Here is a 20,284-nt window from a genome sequence, read left to right on the forward strand (position 1 = left end):
TGGCTAAAAGGTGATAGCTAAAGTGTAAACGCAGCGATTATACCCACATTAGGCCTCAAAAACGTAAGATGAATATCTTCTTTCCATTAAAAAATCAGTGGATGTCCACCCTGTGGGGCGGGGATATATACGGGCTCGTAGTCCCATACTTCCTTAATGGTGTCAACCGACAGAGCATCGGATGGCGTGCCTTCACTGACGATTCGCCCTTGTTTTAACACAATTAATTGATCGCTATAGCGCGCGGCTTGGTTTAAGTCATGCAGTACCACTATTACAGTGTAGCCTTGTTGGTGAGCTAAGTTTTGGGCTAATTCAAGTACTCTGTGCTGCTGGGCAAGATCCAACGCCGATGTAGGTTCATCCAGTAATAGTACGGGCGGAAACGGCGATTGCCTGAGTTGAGTCAAGACTCTGGCGAGTTGGACTCGCTGTTTCTCGCCGCCAGAGAGGGTTGGATAGCTGCGCTTAGCCAGATGGGTTAAGCCCACTTGCGCCAGTTGCTCGGCAACTAACGCATCACCTTCTATCTTACTGATGGTTAAGGGATATAAACCCATTGCTACGACTTCTGACACAGTGAAGGGAAAGGTGAGGCTGGCGTGTTGCGGCAGTACGGCTAAGGATTTTGCCAGCTCGCTCCTAGGCCAATCCGCCAGCTGGCTATGGCCTAGCCGTATACTTTGCCTTGGTGTGCTGATTTCTTGGCAAAGGGCTTTAAGCAAGGTGGATTTACCCGCACCATTTGGGCCGAGTAGGGCGGTTACTGCACCTGATTGAAACTGTACATTAATATCACTGAGCACGGTTTTTGGGCCGATGCTGACATCGAGCTGACAAATACTGAGCTCGGTGCGATCAAATTGCGCCTTAGCTGAATAAGTTGTCGATTGTGATGGTTGATTTGCAAAGGATGTTGCAGCCATAAAAACTCGCTTAGATTAGCTTACTGCGCTGTTGCAGTAGTAAAAAGATGAAGAAAGGCGCACCGATGAGCGCGGTGACGAGTCCAACGGGTAACTCGGCAGGCGGTAAAAAAGCGCGCGCGCCGATATCGGCCAATGCCAATAGGGCTGCACCTAAAAGTGCGCTGATGGGCAGCAGTTGGCGATGATCTGGCCCTAACATCATGCGCACTAAATGCGGTACGACGAGGCCGATAAAGCCGATAATTCCTGTTGCAGCTACACTTACGCCAACCCCTAAGGCGCAAAGCAAAATAAGCCTAAGTTTGAGCCTATCGACATCTATCCCTAAGTGGCGTGCTTCGGATTCGCCAAGCAGCAAGGCATTGAGTGCCGCCGCATCTTGGTGAAATCGCCAACTCAGTAGCGCTAAGGTCACAAGACACAGACTGACATATAGCCACTGCGCACCTGCAATCGATCCCATTTGCCATAGGGTTAAGTCACGTAGCGCCATGTCGTTGGCAAGATATGTGAGAACACCTATTCCTGCGCCTGCCAGCGCAGCTATGGCAACACCCGACAAAAGTAATAATACGACCGATGTACCTGTTGGGCTGCTGGCGAGTCGGTAGACGATAAGGGTGGTCACTAATCCCGATGCAAACGCACTGATGGGGATCATCAACGGATTCGCGTTGGGTAGCAGCACGATACAGATGGCTGCGCCAAGTGCAGCGCCGGATGACACTCCGATAATACCGGGATCCGCTAAGGGATTGCGAAAAAGCCCCTGCATTACCGCGCCGCACTGTGCGAGCGTAGCGCCTACTGCTAACGCCAGTAATGTCCGTGGTAAGCGCACATTGTTGATTACCAGTTGCTCGTGGGGCGCAATATTGCCGATATTTTGCTGGGTAGCCCAATTGAACACTGCATTTAGGGCGTCGACAAAGCTGATGCTAACGGGGCCAGTGCTGACCGAGAGTAAGCCGCTTAGGGCTAACAGTGTGACTAGACTCGGCCAGAGCCAGCGGTTGAGGAACATCTCAAATATCCTTTCTATTTTTATCTGGGGTTAATTAGTGCTAACTGTACTCATCGCTGCGTTTGTGAATGGTTTTGCTTGAGCAATGTGCTGGCGAGCGTATCCGCGGCGCTTATGGCACTGATGCCTAAACCACCGAGAAGGGCTTGCGGTGCTAGTGTTTGAATATGGCCGTTTTCACCTGCTGGGGTATGGGCGAGTAGTGGCATCTCTTTCAACAGTTCTTGAGCAATTTGTGCATTAGTTTGATCTGTGGGTTTATCGCTACGCTTTGACAGCAAAATAATGTCGGGCTGCAAGGACAGAATCCCTTCTTGAGACATGCTTTTGTAGCCATCAAACTCGGCGATATTTTGTGCCCCAGACAGCTCGATAATAGTATCTGCGGCTGTGCCTTTACCGCCAACCCGTGCACCGCGGCCTTCTTGTAACAGCATGAAGAGAATTTTTGGCTGAGAGCCCGCATCGCGCACTTGTTGTTTTTTACCCGCTAAGCTTTGCAGTTGTTGATGTAAATCTTGTTTTAATTTAACCGCATGTTCTTGGCGATTGAGTAAGTGACCTAAGGTATCCACATTGTTCATAAGTTGTGGTTCATCATTTGTTGCGGGTAATTGCACGACTTGGATATTCGCCTGTTTTAATACCTTAAGTGTGGTTTCTGGTCCCATCACATCTGAACCGACAACCAGCGTTGGGGAGAGGGCAATAATGCCTTCGGCGGAGAGCATTCTGTGATAACCAAGCTTAGCCACATGGCTCAAACTTTCAGGCACATAGCTGGTGGAGTCGATGGCGACTAGCTCATTGCCTGCGTCGAGGGCGAGCACGAGCTCTGTGACTCCTGTACCCGCACTCACGAGTCTTATCTCTGGCTCGGCACTCAGTTCAGCGCTAAAAACGCTTGAGGATAGTAAGGCCGTAAGTGCTGATGTGAAAAACATCAAATTTTTTAATATCTTATATGTGCGCTTATGTTGATAACGCTGAGCACTGGAACCTTTTTTTACTGGTATTTTAGTTGCTTGAAACAACATGGTTAAACTCCTAATACAACTTGTTCGCGACAGGCTTAGATGCCGTTTTTTGATATCAGACTTTTGCTTTCTCATTTAAATGGCTGGTTCGGATACGCTAATGCTCCATCAAAATTTGTGTCTGACTGATGGACTGCGTCTGCAACAGTGCAAGCAGTTGCATCAAAGGTTCCACTGGCGCGGCTTTGTCGGCGACAATGACAACCGTCGCCTTCGGCATAGTCTGAAAATGTGCAGTAAATTCAGTGGTAAAAGTGGCTAAGTCATCAAACTCTTTGCCATCAATAGCCCAATAAGGCGCTGTTGCCATGATATTGATGGCAATTGTTTGTTTGTTGTCGATTGCCGTGATAGCTGAGCTTGGGCTTTGTGGCACATCTACCGGCAAACTCAATAATTGGCTATTTGCCGTCAGCAGTAAAAACACCAGCACGATAAAAATAATGTCGATTAACGCGGTTAAATCTAGGCTCGGAAGTTGCTCAGGCGAAGCAATGCCAGCCTGCGATAAGAATGATTTATCTGCACTTATCATGTCTGTGGCTCAATTTGAGAATGGGGCTTGGATGCCAATTTTTGCTCGACGCTGGTTTTACTGACTCGGGTGAATGCATGGTAATGATTGGCATCAATTGAAATATCTTCGATACCCGCTAACCAGAGATTGAGTTGATTGAGCACATGCCCAGCGCGCAGGCATTGGCTTTGAGCCCAGATCCCAAAAAGATGGGCGGCGGTAATGGCGGGCACGGCGATCATGAGTCCGGCAGCTGTGGTGTTCATCGCAAGGCCCAGTCCAGCACTGAGTTGTGCTGGAGTGACGGGGCCTTGTGATTGCCCGAGTTGGGCAAACATTTCGATGAGTCCCAATACTGTGCCGAGCAAACCGAGTAGTGGACTAATGATGCCAATCACTTGTAAAACCTTGAGTCCGGCTTGCAAGTCGCGTTGTTGCTTATTGAGCCATAGACTGAGTAATTCTTCCCTTAGCACTTTTGGCTGGTGGACTTGTTTGAGTAACAAGGTCGCGCCACGGGCGAGTAAATCTTGCTGTGCGCTGGTTTGCGCTAGCAGCGCGCTAACGTTTTCAGTGGTTGCCGCTGAGCTTGATTGACGCAATGCTTTTACCCAGGCCTGTTTTTTTGGCCAGATTGACAGCAAAGTTTGTTGCAAAAACAAGGCGCTACGTTCAAGGCAGATCATCAAAGCTAAAAAAGCACATAACAACAAGGGCCAAGTCAGCACGCCAAGCTGAGTCTGTAGGGTTGAAAAATCAGTTACGGGCATTAAGCCTCTCCAATCGATTGAAAAAGTAGTTTTATATGTAAGTTAGTAAAACAAAAATCAGGCTAGTTGTGCGGTGGCTAACACTCCACGAGCTAATTCTCCACGAGCTAACTTTTCAGTGGCAACATTGGGCCTGTTAGTTGAGCGCGAAGCGAATAGGCACTCTGACCTTATAATGACTCGCTAGCCTTTGCGCTGGCGCCGCAAATTGCCAGTTTTCAACTGCATCTAACGCGGCTTGATCTAACAGACTGAACCCTGAGCTTTTTACTAACGTCAGTGCCAGTTGCTCACCAAGTTCGTTAAACATCACTTCTATGGTTGCAGTTCCTTCTAGCCCTTTTTTACGCGCTATCTTTGGATAAGTCGGTTGCGGTGGCGCTGCAGCGAACAGCGGTTTGGCTAATTCCACTATGTTAGTTTGGGCACTGTCAGCTGTTGCACTGGCCACATTTGGGGTCGCTTTTACATCAACTTTGGCTGCGTTAGCGATTAAATCCATTTGTGCAGTTTTGGGTTCTGTTTGTTGTTCAACTTGTTCGAGTCGCTTATGTGCTAAAGCGCTTGGGTTTAAAGCGCTTGAATTTAAAGCACTTGGTTCTAAAGCGTTCGTCGCTAAAGGAGCAGTATCCGGAAGATTGTTAGCAGTGGGTTTTGTTGCTGAAGATTTTTTGGCGAGTTGGCTGTCAATTCGCTGATCAGCTTTAGTTTTTTCTATTGTCGGGATAACCGCCTTATCGACAGATTCTGCTGTTGATACTTTTTGCGCTGTACTGTTTTTTTGCATTGTACTGTTCACTGTTGCTACTTTGGCGTCTGTTTGCTTGATGGGCTCTGCACTCGTGTTGCTTGTAGCGCTAGTCGCGGTAGAAAAATTAAGGGTGACAGTATTTGCGCTGGGAGTGAGTGATGCTTGGTTTACGCTCGATGATTGGGCGCTTGGCTGCATAGTCATAGCGGGTTGGGAGGCGATAACACCCGTCTGGATGGCAACCGTTAACGCGCCAAAGGCAAGATATCGTTTTGGTGTCACAGCAACCTCTTTTTCCAATGAAAGCCATTTTCCTAATTAAGATATCTCAATATAAACAAGATCGCAAATGATAATGATTTGCATTTGATCTATTTTATTATCTCAGGTAGAGTGCCTGCAATAGCTCGAATGAGCGCTTTAAAAAGCAGCTAAACCGACAATTTATCCTACTTTATGGGGACTGATTGCCTTGGGCTCGATCTGGAAGAGGCTCAATCTCGAAAGAGCCAAATCTGGAATGGAGCATCTGGAACAGACTCAATCTCGAAAGGATTGGCGTCTGGAAGAGAGTCTAGGCTCAGTAATAAATTGTACGGAAACAGCTGAATATCACTTGAGGATGAAGAGATGAAAAAAAAGCCGTTAGTGATCGCCATGGCGATAGCACTGAGTGGTACGGCCCTAAGTTTTACGTTAGCGGCAGAGGAAAGTGTTAAGCCCGTTGTTCAACAGGATGCGAATAAAAAACTGGTCACGACTGAATTTGATGAAGTATTGGTGAGTGCAACACGCATCAGTGAAAAAGCCTCCGAAACCAGCCGTAGCGTGGCAGTGGTGGATGAAGAGCAACTTACGGTCGCCCAAGCATCATCAGTTGCCAATGCCCTTAAAAATGAGGCAAATATTACGTTGACTAATGGCCCAAGAGCTTCATCTCAAGGGGTTGAAATCCGTGGTTTAAGTGGCGATCGTGTGTTGCAAACAATTGACGGTGCAAGACAAAATACCAGCTCTGGTCACAGAGGTACCTACTTTATGGACCCAGAGTTGCTCAAATCCATCGAAGTGCTGCGCGGCCCTGCCAGTAGCTTGTGGGGCAGTGGTGCCCTCGGTGGTGTCGTAGCGCAGAATACTAAGTCGGCACAAGATTTTTTAGCGCCAGATGAGACCTTTGGTGGCTATTTCAAACAAGGTTATGAGACCAATGGCTCCCGCACTAAAACCAGTGGCGCTATCTATGGTCAACAAGACAGCATCGATTGGTTACTCAATGGTTCCTATTACGATTCAAACAATATAAAAACTGGTAATGACGAAACTCTAAACAACAGTGCATCCCAAGGCAGCAGTGGTTTAGCTAAATTCGGTTGGCAAGCCGACGAGGCATCACGGTTAGAGTTATCTGCAAGAGCCAGCAAAAACAATGAATTAGTACCGAGCAATCCTTCTGCTGCTGTGAGTAGTTCAGTGCCTTTGGTGCGCCGCAAGACTGACGATCAAAACCTCACCCTAAACTACAGTCTCAATCCTGCTAATAACCCGTATCTGGATACTAAGATGCAAGTGTATTGGAACAGTACCGACTACGATGAAGACCGTATTACGAAAGGTCAGCAAGACAGTACTGAGTTCCGCACTGTGGGGATTAACCTTAATAACAGTTCGCGTTTAGGCAATACTCTGTTGACCTACGGGGTCGATGGTTTTCGCGATACCATAGAAACGACGCGTGATGATTCGGGCCAAGTGGGCCAGCGTCCAGAGAATATCGATGGCGAAACCACAGTATGGGGCGCTTTTACGCGTGCGGATATCGAGCTGACTAAGACGTTAAATCTTGATGCGGGTCTGCGTTATGACAGCTTTAAAAATGACAGCCATAATCTCAACTTATCCTCAGATGACAATGAGTTATCACCATCGCTTGGCTTGGTGTGGCAGACTCAGCCTTGGTTGACCTTAAGTGCCCGTTACGATCAAGCCTTCCGCGCACCTACGGTAGAGGAAATGTTCTCCAGCGGCACCCACTATTGCATCCCGCCAATCCCCGGATTTTTACCCCAAGGTTTATGTAACACCTTCGCGGTGAATTCGGATCTAAAAGCAGAGACTGCGCGCAATAAAGAAATTAAAGCGGACTTACGTTTCAGTGAGTTAGCGGGTGATGATGAACTGGCGCTAACGTTTAACGTTTTCCGTAACGATGTGGACGATTTTATCGTGCAGCAAGTATCTAATCCTTGGCGTGGCATTCCTGGATTCGAGCAAACGACCTCATGGAATAACGTTGAAGATGCACGTTTAACAGGTTTTGAAATTAGCGGTCGTTACCGTATTGGCCAAACTCGCTTAGCGATGAATTACGGCCAAACCCATGGCGAAGATCGTCAAACGGGCGATGATATAGAAGGTATACCCGCCAATAAGTTCAATGTCGATTTATCCCAAGGCATTATGGAAGGTGACATGAAACTCGGCACTCGCGTCACTTATGTGGCGACTCAGTCGAATACGCCTGACGGCTTTAAAGTGGCGAAATACGACGATTACACCCTATGGGATGTGTATGTTGCGTGGGAGCCGACTATGGGCGCGATGGCGGGTGTGAGAGTGGATTTCGCAATCGAAAATATCGGTGATGAGAAGTATCAACAAGCGTGGCAAACCTTGTATCAACCGGGTCGTAATATGAAGTTATCGGCGCGATATATGTTCTAAGCCACTCAATAGTCACTACCGCTGGAGACAGTAAAATGAAGATGACACTCGATACCGAGCTCGATGTCGCGCCAGATTTAAGCTCTGAGCAACGTCAGCTAAGTGAGCTACAGGCGCAATTGCGACAACGATTTGAACAACAAGCTGATTTAATGCCAGCACAGCTCGCCAGTGAATTAGGCATTGCCGAGCTTGAAGTGGTTGCAGCGCTGCCGCCCGAACAAGTGGTGTTTGTTCCGTTAACTCAGCTCGATACCTTACTGCAAGCCTTACCCAAATGGGGAAAGTTAACCACTATTGTGATGTTATCTGGCAGCGTATTTGAATTTAAAGGGGATTTCCCCGAGGGAAAATACGCCCACGGTTATTACAACCTCTACAGCAAGGGGGACGGTTTGCATGGTCATCTCAAATTAGATGACATGAGTGGTATCGCCTTGATCAGCAGACCTTTTAGAGGCAGCGAGAGCCATTCGATTAACTTTTTCGGCAGTGAAGGTGAGGTAGTGTTCAAAGTGTATTTAGGCCGTGATAAACAAAGAGCACTGTTTCCTGAGCAAGTTCGCCAATTTAAAGCGCTCGCGACTGCCTTTGCCTCGGTGCAATCACACCTCTGAATTGAGCATTAACAAAAGTATTAAGGAAAACAGTAAATGAAACCTGAAATTACCGAACAAGAACAACGTTTAAGAGACAAACTCTTACCCGAAATCGAAGCCTTTAAACAGCAGCGCGAGACCTTGCAACTGGCCACCATTGGCACAGATGGCCAGCCGAATGCGAGCTATGCGCCCTTTGCTCTGGCTGATGATGGTTTTTATATTTTGGTGAGTGACTTAGCCCGTCACGGTCATAATTTAAAGCACTCATCTAAGATCTCTGTGATGTTAGTTGAAGACGAAACTGCGGCCAAATCGGTTTTTGCCCGCAAGCGTTTAACCTTCGATGCGATTGCCGAGGCAGTGCCCCGCGATACGCCCGCCTTCAGCAAAGGTGTTGGTGTGTTATCGGCACGTTTTGGCGAAATGTCCGATAACCTTGCGGCGTTAACCGATTTTAACTTATATAAGCTCGCGCCCCATCAGGGTCTTTACGTCAAAGGTTTTGGCCAAGCATTTAGCCTGAGCGGCGCAGAGTTGTTAGATGTGGATTGGAAGCGCGATGGCCACCACGGCACGCCAAAAACGCCGGAAAACAAGCAAGTCGCTTAAGCCGCGTCAAGCTATTGTAATAAAACAAACCCGCACTCGCTGCGGGTTTGTTTTATGCTTTTCTTTTGAGTAAAACCACACAGCCCTTGAATTCCACTGCAAGAGGTAGCATCTCACTTATATGCTTTAAGTAATGCTGCGCGGTTAACGGCTGCAGATGATCCCATTCATGCTGATGTTATATTTGAATTGCCTTACCTACCTCAAGGATGCCACCCGTGACCGAGCCGACAGCCGAACTAGCCAAATCATCTGAACCCATTAAAGCGGGGGCTGAGCCATTGCCCGAAAAGTTAATTCCAGTCATGCCTACAACAAGCGCTGATGCATCAAAGGCTAAATGGACCTCGGCGCAGCAAAGATCGGTATTGCCTTGGATTATGGGTTTTCTTAAACCCTACAAACTGAAAGTTGTCGCGGCGATTATCTGCTTGATTATAGGGTCGCTCGCTTGGTTATCATTGGGCCAAGGTGTGCGCTTGATGGTCGATGAAGGCTTTGTAAGGGACAATGCGCAGCGGCTGAATGAAATCATACTGTTAGTGCTCGGAATTACCGCCGTCAGTGGCACAGCGGTGTTTTGCCGCTTCTATTTGATGACTTGGCTTGGTGAGCGGGTCAGCGCCGATATTCGTCTCACTGTTTACAATCAACTGCTTAAACTTTCTCCCGCCTTTTACGCTAAGGTGCGCACCGGTGAAGTGATCTCCCGTTTTACCGCCGATTCTACTTTGCTACAAACTGTGGTGGGTTCGAGTCTTTCCATGGCGCTGCGCTCTAGCGTAACTGTGCTTGGTGGTTTAGTCATGATGGGTATCACTAGCGTTAAGATGACATTGCTGGTGTTGTTGGCGGTGCCCTTAGTGTTAGGGCCGGTGATCTTTTTTGGTCGCAAAGTACGTGTGTTAGCACGGGAAAGCCAAGATAGGGTTGCGGATCTCGGCGCTTATGTTGATGAAACACTTCATGAAATTCATACGGTACAAGCCTATGGGCATGAAGATCAAGACCGTAGCTTGTTCAATCGCCGCGTCGAAGATGTGATGTCTGCGGCAAGTGGCCGTATCCGTTATCGTGCCTTGCTGATCTCGACTGTGATGTTTTTAAGTATCGCCGCCATCGCTATGGTGACTTGGGTCGGTGCCCACGATGTGATGGCGGCTAAGATGACCGGCGGTGAGTTATCTGCCTTTATGTTTTATGCTGTTATGGTCGCGGGCGCAGTAGCGACCATTAGCGAAGTGATAGGCGAAATTCAGCGGGCTTCTGGCGCCGCCGAACGTTTAATCGAACTGGCTGAAACACAAGTGGATATTCCCGTTGCAACTCATCCTGTGAGTTTGCCCGCCAAGGTCAGTGGCGAGTTAATGATTGAAGGGCTCAATTTTGCCTATCCAGAGCATGATGCCTTAGTGCTAAAACAGCTCAATATGAGCATTGCTGCGGGTGAGCGGGTCGCCTTAGTGGGGCCAAGTGGCGCAGGTAAAAGTACCTTGTTCCAGTTGTTGCAACGCTTTTATGTGCCTAGCGCTGGCAGTATTCGACTGGAAGGTATTGATATTGCCAATCTTCTGCCACAGGAGTTGCGGTCGCAGTTTGCTCTAGTGCCGCAGGACTCGGTGATTTTTGCGACTAGCGTACTTGAAAACGTGCGTTATGGTCGAGTCGATGCCACCGAACAAGAAGTGATAGATGCCTGTATTGCAGCACGTGCCCACGAGTTTATTAGCGAGTTTACTGAAGGTTATCAAACCTATTTAGGCGAGCGTGGCGTGCGGCTTTCTGGTGGACAAAAACAACGTATTGCCATTGCGCGGGCGATTTTAGCCGACAGACCGATATTGCTACTCGATGAAGCGACCAGTGCCTTAGATGCGGTGAGCGAGCAGAAAGTGAAGCAAGCGCTGGATGTATTGATGGCGGGTAAAACGACTTTGATTATTGCTCACCGTCTATCGACAGTAATCAATGCCGATAGGATTTTTGTGTTTGATAAGGGTGAGATTGTTGCCTGCGGTCGCCACCAAGAGTTGATGCAATCCAATGCGTTATATCGTGAATTTGCCAGTCTGCAATTGTTAACCGAAGAGGCCAATGCCAGCGCCTTGAATGAGACCATTTAGGTAAAATAAAACCCAGTTGCTAGCTTAAACACTTAAGCTCGGTCACTGGGTCTTTTATTGTGCTTTTGTTGCTAAGCTCTGTTACTCAGCTTTGTCTTTAAGTACGGCACTTTAAGTGCGGTCTCTAAGCTTTATCTTTTAGCTCGCGGCGCAGAATTTTGCCTACGGTACTTTTAGGTAATTGCGCCATAAATTCAATCACTTTTGGCAATTTATAGGCGGTTAACTGCTCGCGGCAATAGGTTAGAATGGCCTCTTTAGCCTGTTGATGATCTTGGCTATCATCCTTAAGCACGATAAAGGCTTTAACCGCTTCGCCCGAGTGCTCATCTTTTACTCCCACCACGGCGCATTCGATCACATTAGGGTGGCTCGCTAGGACGTTTTCCACTTCGTTGGGATAGACATTAAAACCTGAGACTATGATCATATCTTTTTTACGATCAACTATTTGGTGGAAACCTTCCGCTGTTGCTATGGCAATATCCCCAGTTTTGAAGAAGCCATCTTGAGTCATAGCATTGGCGGTTTCCTGCGGATTATTCCAATATCCCCGCATGACTTGTGGGCCGCGTGCGGCTAATTCTCCGGCCGTACCTAAGGGCACTTCAATGTCGTTTTCATCTAAGAGTTTAACCTCAGTGCCAATCACAGGTTTACCAATTGTGCCTAGTTTTTGATAACCGGGTGCATTGAGTGAAATCACCGGCGAAGTTTCAGATAGCCCATAACCTTCACTGATCATGTTGCCTGTCGTCTGTTGCCAAATGTTGGCCGCCGCGGCCGTTAGTGCTGTGCCGCCCGAGATAGTGATTTTTAAATGGCTAAAGTCGAGTGCTTTAAACTCGGGTTGATGGCATAGGGCGACAAACAGAGTATTGAGTCCTGCAAATCCTGTGAAGGGATATTTGGCGAGTGTCTTAATTAAGCCGCTAATATCCCGTGGATTTGGAATTAATACCGAGCAGCCGCCACACTCGAAATACAGCACTAAGTTCACCATAAATGCATAAATATGGTAAATCGGTAGCGGTGCAACGAAGATATCTTCCCCTTCGGTGATCACGCTCGCGATGCGGGATTTTACCTGCGCCGCATTAGCGAGCATATTGCCGTGGGTCAACATGGCACCTTTAGATAATCCAGTGGTGCCGCCCGTATATTGCAACGCCGAGAGGTCGTCGAGATTTGAGATAAATCGGCTAAAGGGGAGTTCTGCCCCTTGTTTTAAAATTTGGCAAAACTCCACATTCTTCAGGCCTGTCTTAGGCTGTACGTGCGGATCGATCAAATCTAAAGGGTGGGTTGAAATGACATATTTTATTTTGGTGCTGTCGATGACTTTGGCTAAGGTCGGTAATAGATCGGATAAAACCACGATCGCTTTGGCACCAGAATCATTGAACTGATGGATGAGCTCACGCTCGGTATACAGGGGATTAGTGTTAACTAAGATAAGCCCAGCCCTGATTGCGCCGTAGGCCGCAATGACAAATTGGGTGATATTAGGCAATTGAATGGCGATGCGATCGCCCGGTTTGAGTGTGGTCTTATTTTGTAAATAGGCGGCAAAGTAACGAGAATCGCGTTCTATCTCGTTAAAACTGCTGGTTTTACCGAGACAGGCATAGGCGGGTTTATCACCGTAACGCAGGCTGGTTTTCTCGATCAGATCGACCAGTGATGAGTAGTTTAGTTTGAGTTGAGAGTCTTGATCGTATGCCATGCTGAACTACCTCAAAGATGATGTTTATTAGTTGTTATTATTTTGGAGTTAAACAGGTGTTTAGATTAGAGGGTGTTAGCACTAGAGGTCAATGCTTATCGCGAAAAACATCTTTATGCCAATAACGGTATCTTTATGTAACAAATAGTATTTTTACTCTAAAGCTGAGTGCTTAACGATAGCTTAGTTATCTAATGAACCACAAAACCTAAATAAGAGTTGAAGGAAAGACAATTTAAAATTTGTAACCGTTATGTTTCTAAGGATTAAGATTGAATGTGCTCAATTTGCTTTGTCTATGCGCCGTTTAACGGGGAAATTTTCAGCTTTGTAGGTGTTTGAGGTTTGATTCCGATGTATGAGACGTTAAAGATCAGGTTGTCATTTGGGGATTAATTTCTGCCTTTAACTGGCGCTTGAGTTGATTCCTCAAGCGCCGATTGGGTAGTTAATTTGATGATGACCAATGTTACGGTAACTCATATTAAGCGCTAAAAGCCCAGTGCTAGGGACTGAAGAATCCGGTTTCTTGGCTTACTTGTTGTGTTGGCTGTTTAACATCCGTCACCGAGAATTGGATAATTTTGCGCCCCGAGGGGATAGCATCCTTATCGGCTAATACAGTGACGGGATAGTCCACTTGTTCACCTGCTGCCAAGGTAATAATAGGATCGGCAATCAAGCTAAAGGGCATTTCACTGTCGACGGCGAGTTGATACTGCTTAGTATCTTGCGTCTTGTTGCGGATCTTTAGCTGATAGGTATTTTCAACTTTATTATCTGAGGTTTCACGGTACAAGCTTTGGCGATCACGGATCACGTTAAGCTGGATCTCGCTGCGGCTATTTAAGTCTAACCCTATGACGATAAACATGATAATGACCGCTGCACCGTAGCCTAAGAAACGCGGCGAGCGCCAATAGGAGTAATTTACTCCCTTAAGATCATTTTCACTCATATAACCGATAAGATTCTGCTTGTAATCGAACTTCAACATAGTCTCATTACAGGCATCGACACAGGCGCCACAGTTAATGCACTCATATTGCAAGCCGTTACGAATATCTATCCCTGTTGGGCACACTTCGACACATAAATTACAGTCAACACAGTCACCTAAAGTATGGTTATCTTGATTGTTCTCTTGTTTACGTTTGCGAGGGCCACGGGCTTCACCGCGCTGTGCATCATAGGTCACGGTTTTAGTGTTGGCATCGAACATCACAGCTTGGAAACGTGAATAGGGGCAGCAATGTAAGCACATTTGCTCGCGCATCCAGCCTGCATTGAGATAAGTACAAATGGCGAAAAACCACACCCAGCTTGTCACCCAGAAGCTGGCATTACCCGTCAAGATGTCCACATAAAGTTCACGGGCGGGAATAAAATAACCGATAAAACCACAGCCAGTGAGCAGAGCTGTTAGACCCCAAAGTAGGTGTTTTGCACTTCTTTTACCGATTTTACTGCTAGTCCAAGGGGCTTTATCGAGCTGCTTACGTTTATTACTGCTGCCTTCGATGCGCGTTTCTATCCACACATAGATAAAGGTCCACGCCGTTTGTGGGCAAAGGTAACCGCACCAAACACGGCCCCAAAATACGGTAATGAAAAACAGACCGAAGGCGGCAGCGATAAAAATCCATGCCAGCAAGGTAAAGTCCTGTGGCCAGAGCGTGATACCAAAGAAAAAAAACTGTTGTTGGCTGATATCTAACAGTATTGCTTGGCGGCCATCAATAGAGATAAACGGCAGGGCGAAAAACATCACGATCAATAGGCTATTCATCATGGTTCGCAGGCGCTGAAAATCACCTTTTTGCTCACGGAAATGGATATTGCCAGAGGGGAGACTACTCTTTGCTGCGGTTTCAGTAGAGAGGTTTTTAACCGGAATGTGTAGCTCTACTGAGGCAGGTTTCGCGCCCACACTCTTATTTACACTTGGAGAATTTGGGGTAACTTCGCTCTTGGGCATAAAGGGTCCTAACGGCTTAAATAAGATTCGCCTCCCTATAGCAAGCGCTAGGCCAAGTTTTGAATGATTCAACCTTATGATATATATGGTTATTTTGTGATTAAAGCCAGATAAAGATCACGATATATCACACATTGGCGATATATCGCGTTTTTAGTGTGCTCGTTTTGAATTAGATTTCACTCGATTGACGCTGGATCCCCAGTTTTTTCATTCGCGATCTCAGTGTACTTGCGGGCACACCGAGGACATTCGCTGCGCCGAGTGGGCCGGATATGCGCCAGTTTAAGCGCTTAAGGGTTTGTTCTATATGCAGCGCTTCCGCTTCTGCTAAGGTTTGCCCTTGGGTTTGAGCTAAGGGATTATTGCTCGGCATAGCGTGGATCTGCAGAATATCTCCTTGGGATAGAATGGCTTCGCGTTCGAGGATATTTTGCAGTTCGCGCACATTGCCGGGCCAAGTATAAGCCATGAGTTTTTGTAGCCCCTTTTGGCTCACTCCACGGATTTTTTTACCTAGCTTACGATTCAAGTTGTGCAGAATATGGCTGACGAGTTCGGGAATATCTTCGATTCTTGCGCGCAGTGGTGGTACTTGAATAGGGAATACATTCAAACGGTAATAGAGATCCATCCTAAATAATCCCTGTTCGACTCGCTTGAGTAAATCGTGGTGACTGGCGGCGACTAAGCGAATATCCACTTGAATGGTTTCGCTGCCACCGAGACGTTCAAAGGATTGTTCTTGGATGACTCGCAGTAGTTTTGATTGGGCTTCTAAACTGAGTTCAGCGACTTCGTCGAGGAACAGTGTGCCTTGATGAGCAAGTTCGAAGCGACCTTTACGGCGGCTTGTGGCGCCAGTAAATGCCCCCTTCTCGTGGCCAAAGAGTTCACTTTCTAGTAAAGATGCCGAAAAGGCGGCACAGTTGACACTGATCATGGGTTTATCTTTGCGGCGACTGAGCTGATGTAAGTTACGGGCAACGAGTTCTTTTCCTGTGCCATTTTCACCACAAATGAGCACAGTACTGTCGGTATTGGCCACCATGTGCAATTGCTGGATCATATGGCGGATCACTGTACTAGCACCCGAAATATCCACATCACCCGTTTTATCTGCCAGCTCTGCCTGTAGATAATGATTTTCAGAGGCGAGTCGCTCCGAGAGCGCTTGTACTTGGGCTAGTGCTTGGCGTAATGACTGCTCTGTTTGTTTTTGAATACTAATGTCGCGAAATATCGCGACTACGCCAATCAGTTGATTGTCACGGTAAACAGGGGTGGAACTGTAATGAACGGGGAAGCTACTGCCATCTTTACGCCAAAATACATCGTGGGTGATTTCTCGGGTGATCCCATCCTTTAAGGTGTTGTAAATTGGACAATCCTCTTGGGGATAATGACTGCCATCTGCATGACTGTGATGATGGCAGTTATGGATGTTTTTACCGAGTAGCTCTTCATTCTTCCAACCCGTCATGCGTTCGGCTGCCGGATTGATAAACACCGCATTACCGCTTAAATCAAATCCATAAATACCTTCGCCGACAGCGTTGAGCAGTAACTGGTTTTCCGGTAAGAAATGCTTATCTATCGATTTTTCATTATTGACTGAAATCTTATTGGTCATCTGTCTTACTCTGGTTTTGGCGGTATTTTCTGAGTATACCTTAAGTACTGTGACGCGATATATCGTGTTTTTTATTATGCCCTTTAAGCATTTTTTCTTTGGTGATTTTTCTGCTCACACTTTTTGCCGTTCGAGTACATTTTACTTGGTGCCATACTCTAAAAAATATTTTCATCTAAGAAATTGATATAAAAGATAAATGACTAATATTCATTCAAAAGTCTGATTTAACATTGGATATTGTTTAATTTATGTTATAAAAATGTTTGTGCAATGTAATTTGTGTTGGCCGTGGTAGCAAGGTTTAGGGACGAGAATCGCACAAAGCAGGTCAGGTATTCTAAAAATAATAAGCAGTTGGGATGAATATGATGACCTCAAAGAAGCAGAAGTTTGGATTAAGTGCAGTGAGTTTGGCGATTACTCTAGCCTTGTCTGGTAGTTTAATCAGTCCGCAGGCAATAGCAGAAGAAGATGAGACGGCTGTTAAAAATGAGAACGTTGAAAAAATTGCAGTTGTAGGGTCCCGTGCTGCGCCACGCTCAATCGGCGATTCCCCCGTTCCTATTGATATTATTAGTAGTGACGACCTTAAAAAGAATGGTTCGACTGACATGATTGATATGTTAGTGACTTCGGTGCCATCGTTTAACTCACGCGCTCAACCGATCAGTGATGCAGCAACCTTAGTTCGTCCCGTTAATTTACGGGGTTTGCCATCAGACAGTACGCTAGTGCTAGTCAACGGTAAGCGTCGTCACCGTGCATCTGTGATTGCGTTCCAAGGTGGTGGTATTAACGATGGCGCTCAAGGTCCTGATATCTCAGTTATTCCTGGTTCTGCATTAAAGCAAGTTGAAGTGTTGCGCGACGGTGCTGCTGCGCAGTATGGATCGGATGCGATTGCAGGAGTCATGAACTTTGTTTTAAAAGATAATTCCGAGGGTGGTTCCATCACTGTGACCCAAGGAGAATATTACAAGGGTGATGGTGCTACGACTACGGTCGAAGGTGATGTCGGTTTACCTGTGACTGAAAATGGCTTCGTCAATTTGAGCTTCCAGTATAAAAATGCTGACTCCACTAACCGTAGTGTGCAGCGTCCTGATGCGGCTAACTTAGCCGAGCAGGGTAATACCGCGATCAATGACCCCGCTCAAGTGTGGGGTAATCCTGAAATTAATGATGACTATTCAGTGTTCATTAACTCAGGCTTAGACATTAATGCCAACATGCACGCCTATGCCTTTGGTAATCTGTCTTCCCGCGATGCCGTGGGGGGCTTCTATTATCGTTACCCACAAAATCGTAGCAATGTGTATTCCAATGATGGTGGCCAGAATTTACTTGTGGGCGCAGTAAATGGTGATCCATCAACATGTGGACTCGTACCTATCCCTAAAAATGCTGATGGAAGTGACGGCAACGTACTCGACACTGATGCATACAAGGCGATGGTTGCCGACCCAAATTGCTTTGCCATGAACCAAATTTTCCCTGGGGGTTATACACCGCAGTTCACCGGCACCATTGAAGATATGTCCTTCTTCGCTGGTGTAAAAGGCGATATCGGCGAGTGGAATTACGATTTCAGCGCCGGTACGGGCAGTAACAAAGCCAGTTTTGGTCTTAAAAATTCGTTGAATCCATCACTGGGATTAGATACCCCGACGGATTTCGATACGGGGGCTTATGAGCAAGTTGAAACTACCGTTAACCTCGATTTCTCGCGCTTCATAACCTTAGGAGGCATTGAAGACATTAGTTTTGCTTCTGGTTTTGAATGGCGAAATGAGTCGTTTGAGATTTCTCAAGGTGATGAAGCCTCGTGGATTGCAGGCCCTTATGCTAGCCAAGGTTTCAACATTGGTGCGCACGGTTTTAAAGGCTTTGGCCCAGAATCTGCGGGTAAAAACTCACGTCATAACATAGGTATTTATACTGATTTAGAAGCTTATTTAAGTGATGACTGGTTACTCGGTTTAGCACTGCGCTACGAAGACTTTTCAACCTTTGGTGATACGTTAAATTACAAATTGACGTTGCAGTATTCTGCAACGGATGAATTGTCGTTCCGCGCCTCACACAGCACCGGCTTTCGTGCTCCAACGGTTGGCCAAGAAAACGTCGTCAACACGCAGACATCGATCATCGATGGTGAATTGATCCAGACCTTTATTGCCCCCCCAACCGATCCGCTTGCGGCATTTTATGGTGGTGAAGTGTTAAAGCCAGAAGAGTCGATTAGTTATGCGATTGGGGCTGTATATGAGTACGAAAGCTTCTTCTTAACGGTCGATTACTACAACATTGGCGTAGAGGGCCGTATTGCACAGTCGAGTAAGATTGATGTTGAGGCTAAAGATTATGATGCCTTACGTGCCGCTGGGGTTGAGTTCCCTGAGTTAATCCAAGGTGTGAGCTATTACACCAATGACTTTGATACTACGACTCAAGGTATCGACATCGTCGCCTCCTATGATGCAGAAATCCTGTCGGGTAATGCTAAATTCAGTCTTGCCTATGGTTGGACCGATACCAGCGTTGATAAGTTTGATCTTAAAACGACCGATGCGGGTAAAGTTCGTCGATTAGAAGATGGTATCCCAGCGCACCGTGCCACCTTAACTTGGGCACAGTCATGGGACAAGGTAACCCTGTCACTACGTGGTAACTATTTTGGTGAGTACTATGCGACTCACGCTGATGATACCTCTGACTGGGGCTCTGAAATGGCTGATGCTGCAGTGACCGTCGATCTTGAAATGAGCTATCAATTACTTGATGGCTTAACCCTGGCGGTGGGGGCTAATAATCTATTTGATCAAGAAGCGCAAAAGCTGAAAGAAGGGACCTTGGGTGAACTCGGTGGCGTTTATTATGAAAGTGGGCCATTCGATTACAACGGCGGTTTCTACTATGGTCGAGTGAATTACCGTTTTTAATGAGTAAGCCAATTTATAGAAGCGATTTCTAACCCACCTTTCAAGAAATTTGGCTTTTATAAATAGAAGTGAAGTAAGCAAAAAGGCTGCAATGCAGCCTTTTTTATTCGTATTTGACTCGTCCTAAATATGGTTTAGGGCTTAGTTACGATTCGTTTGCGCGGCAACTAAACCATTTAACACATCACTCATACTGAGTTTTGACGGCAAGAGAATCCCATTAGGGGCGCTTGGACCATAAATTTTATTGTAGGGCGTGCCGGGCACTCCTTCATGGCGCATATAGGTTTCAATCGTTTTATTCGCCTCACTCCAGTTACCTTGCATCAGGATGATATTGTCGGCCATCAAGGCATTTACAATTTGCTCCCTGTGGGTGACTTCCGCTTTATTCGTTTGGCAGATGGTGCACCAATCAGAGGTAATATCGACAAAGACGGTATAGCCTTGGGCAACCAGAGGCGCGATTTTCTCTGGGGCTAAGGTGTGCCATTGTAGTTTTTGATAGGCTTGGTAATCCTCGCTTTTGTGCACAAATCCAATAATAGCACTGAGTCCTAAGGCGAAAAATCCCAGCACAAAAATCACCGTCAGCGGTATGGTTTTACCTTTTTGTCTTTGCCAAAGCAGTAATAAGATCGCACCTATTAATAGGCAAAGAATAAAAATACTGATCAGCGTTATAGTGTTCATAAAATGTCCTGATTGAGAATCGCCTTTGTGGTGATTGCGATGAAGGCTTAGGTATTAAGGTTTGGCTATAAAGATTAGGTTAGCGCTAATCTTAGCGGTTAACGGCTTAAATCAGTGTGAATTTATGGGATTATCGCGTTTGGGGTTCTCTTAAATGACTGTTCATTTATTGAAAATGGATTTATTAGCGTTAACGCCTTGATGGCGCGATGCTAGAATGGCAAGC

The 20,284-nt window shown here is 46.5% G+C and carries 15 protein-coding genes; 5 read left to right on the forward strand and 10 right to left on the reverse strand.

The window, feature by feature from the left end; translation table 11 throughout:
• Positions 1–86: 86 nt before the first annotated feature.
• The 6 genes from L5L77_RS09015 to L5L77_RS09040 all read right to left on the reverse strand — a co-directional run bounded on the left by L5L77_RS09015 (position 87) and on the right by L5L77_RS09040 (position 5,310).
• Positions 87–926, reverse strand: coding sequence for a heme ABC transporter ATP-binding protein (locus tag L5L77_RS09015; protein WP_263185502.1), 840 nt, complete (start codon positions 924–926; stop codon positions 87–89).
• Between the two features lie 10 nt (positions 927–936).
• The gene (locus L5L77_RS09020) at positions 937–1,953 is read right to left on the reverse strand and encodes a FecCD family ABC transporter permease (RefSeq protein WP_028761552.1); all 1,017 of its coding nucleotides are present in this window, start codon (positions 1,951–1,953) and stop codon (positions 937–939) included.
• A gap of 50 nt (positions 1,954–2,003) precedes the next feature.
• Entirely contained in the window at positions 2,004–2,990 is a 987-nt protein-coding gene (locus L5L77_RS09025) for a hemin ABC transporter substrate-binding protein (protein ID WP_263222595.1), read from the reverse strand.
• A gap of 97 nt (positions 2,991–3,087) precedes the next feature.
• On the reverse strand, positions 3,088–3,525 hold the full coding sequence (locus L5L77_RS09030) for an ExbD/TolR family protein (RefSeq protein ID WP_263222597.1): 438 nt from the start codon (positions 3,523–3,525) through the stop codon (positions 3,088–3,090).
• Positions 3,522–4,277, reverse strand: coding sequence for a MotA/TolQ/ExbB proton channel family protein (locus L5L77_RS09035; RefSeq protein WP_263222599.1), 756 nt, complete (start codon positions 4,275–4,277; stop codon positions 3,522–3,524). The genes L5L77_RS09030 and L5L77_RS09035 overlap by 4 nt, the downstream gene beginning before the upstream one ends.
• Positions 4,278–4,413: 136 nt before the next feature.
• Entirely contained in the window at positions 4,414–5,310 is an 897-nt protein-coding gene (locus tag L5L77_RS09040; protein ID WP_263222603.1) for an energy transducer TonB, read from the reverse strand.
• 348 nt (positions 5,311–5,658) lie between these two features.
• Here L5L77_RS09040 and L5L77_RS09045 point away from each other — a divergent pair, with 348 nt between their 5' ends.
• From L5L77_RS09045 to L5L77_RS09060, 4 genes are all read left to right on the forward strand, one after another.
• Positions 5,659–7,749, forward strand: coding sequence for a TonB-dependent hemoglobin/transferrin/lactoferrin family receptor (locus L5L77_RS09045; RefSeq protein ID WP_263182770.1), 2,091 nt, complete (start codon positions 5,659–5,661; stop codon positions 7,747–7,749).
• Between the two features lie 35 nt (positions 7,750–7,784).
• Complete coding sequence (gene hutX / locus L5L77_RS09050; protein ID WP_263164217.1) at positions 7,785–8,366, forward strand: heme utilization cystosolic carrier protein HutX; 582 nt, start codon at positions 7,785–7,787, stop codon at positions 8,364–8,366.
• Positions 8,367–8,402: 36 nt separating this feature from the next.
• A complete protein-coding gene (hutZ, locus tag L5L77_RS09055) occupies positions 8,403–8,960 on the forward strand; it encodes a heme utilization protein HutZ (protein WP_263164215.1) in 558 nt (185 codons plus the stop codon).
• A gap of 218 nt (positions 8,961–9,178) precedes the next feature.
• Positions 9,179–11,083, forward strand: coding sequence for an ABC transporter transmembrane domain-containing protein (locus L5L77_RS09060; RefSeq protein WP_263182771.1), 1,905 nt, complete (start codon positions 9,179–9,181; stop codon positions 11,081–11,083).
• A 124-nt stretch (positions 11,084–11,207) separates the two neighbouring features.
• Here L5L77_RS09060 and L5L77_RS09065 read toward each other — a convergent pair whose 3' ends face one another.
• From L5L77_RS09065 to L5L77_RS09075, 3 genes are all read right to left on the reverse strand, one after another.
• The gene (locus L5L77_RS09065) at positions 11,208–12,809 is read right to left on the reverse strand and encodes an AMP-binding protein (protein WP_263222604.1); all 1,602 of its coding nucleotides are present in this window, start codon (positions 12,807–12,809) and stop codon (positions 11,208–11,210) included.
• 505 nt (positions 12,810–13,314) lie between these two features.
• On the reverse strand, positions 13,315–14,787 hold the full coding sequence (gene ccoG, locus L5L77_RS09070; RefSeq protein WP_263222606.1) for a cytochrome c oxidase accessory protein CcoG: 1,473 nt from the start codon (positions 14,785–14,787) through the stop codon (positions 13,315–13,317).
• Between the two features lie 172 nt (positions 14,788–14,959).
• Positions 14,960–16,420 (reverse strand): sigma-54 interaction domain-containing protein, encoded by a 1,461-nt coding sequence (locus tag L5L77_RS09075; RefSeq protein WP_105250005.1) that lies wholly within the window; start codon positions 16,418–16,420, stop codon positions 14,960–14,962.
• Positions 16,421–16,788: 368 nt separating this feature from the next.
• Between L5L77_RS09075 and L5L77_RS09080 the strand changes: the two genes are divergently transcribed.
• On the forward strand, positions 16,789–19,365 hold the full coding sequence (locus tag L5L77_RS09080; protein WP_263175767.1) for a TonB-dependent receptor plug domain-containing protein: 2,577 nt from the start codon (positions 16,789–16,791) through the stop codon (positions 19,363–19,365).
• Between the two features lie 141 nt (positions 19,366–19,506).
• Here L5L77_RS09080 and L5L77_RS09085 read toward each other — a convergent pair whose 3' ends face one another.
• Positions 19,507–20,058: a thioredoxin family protein gene (locus L5L77_RS09085; protein ID WP_113939891.1), complete on the reverse strand. Its 552-nt coding sequence runs from the start codon at positions 20,056–20,058 to the stop codon at positions 19,507–19,509.
• Positions 20,059–20,284 lie beyond the last annotated feature (226 nt).

This window comes from Shewanella sp. SM29 (assembly GCF_025654245.1).
Lineage (GTDB): Bacteria > Pseudomonadota > Gammaproteobacteria > Enterobacterales > Shewanellaceae > Shewanella > Shewanella oncorhynchi.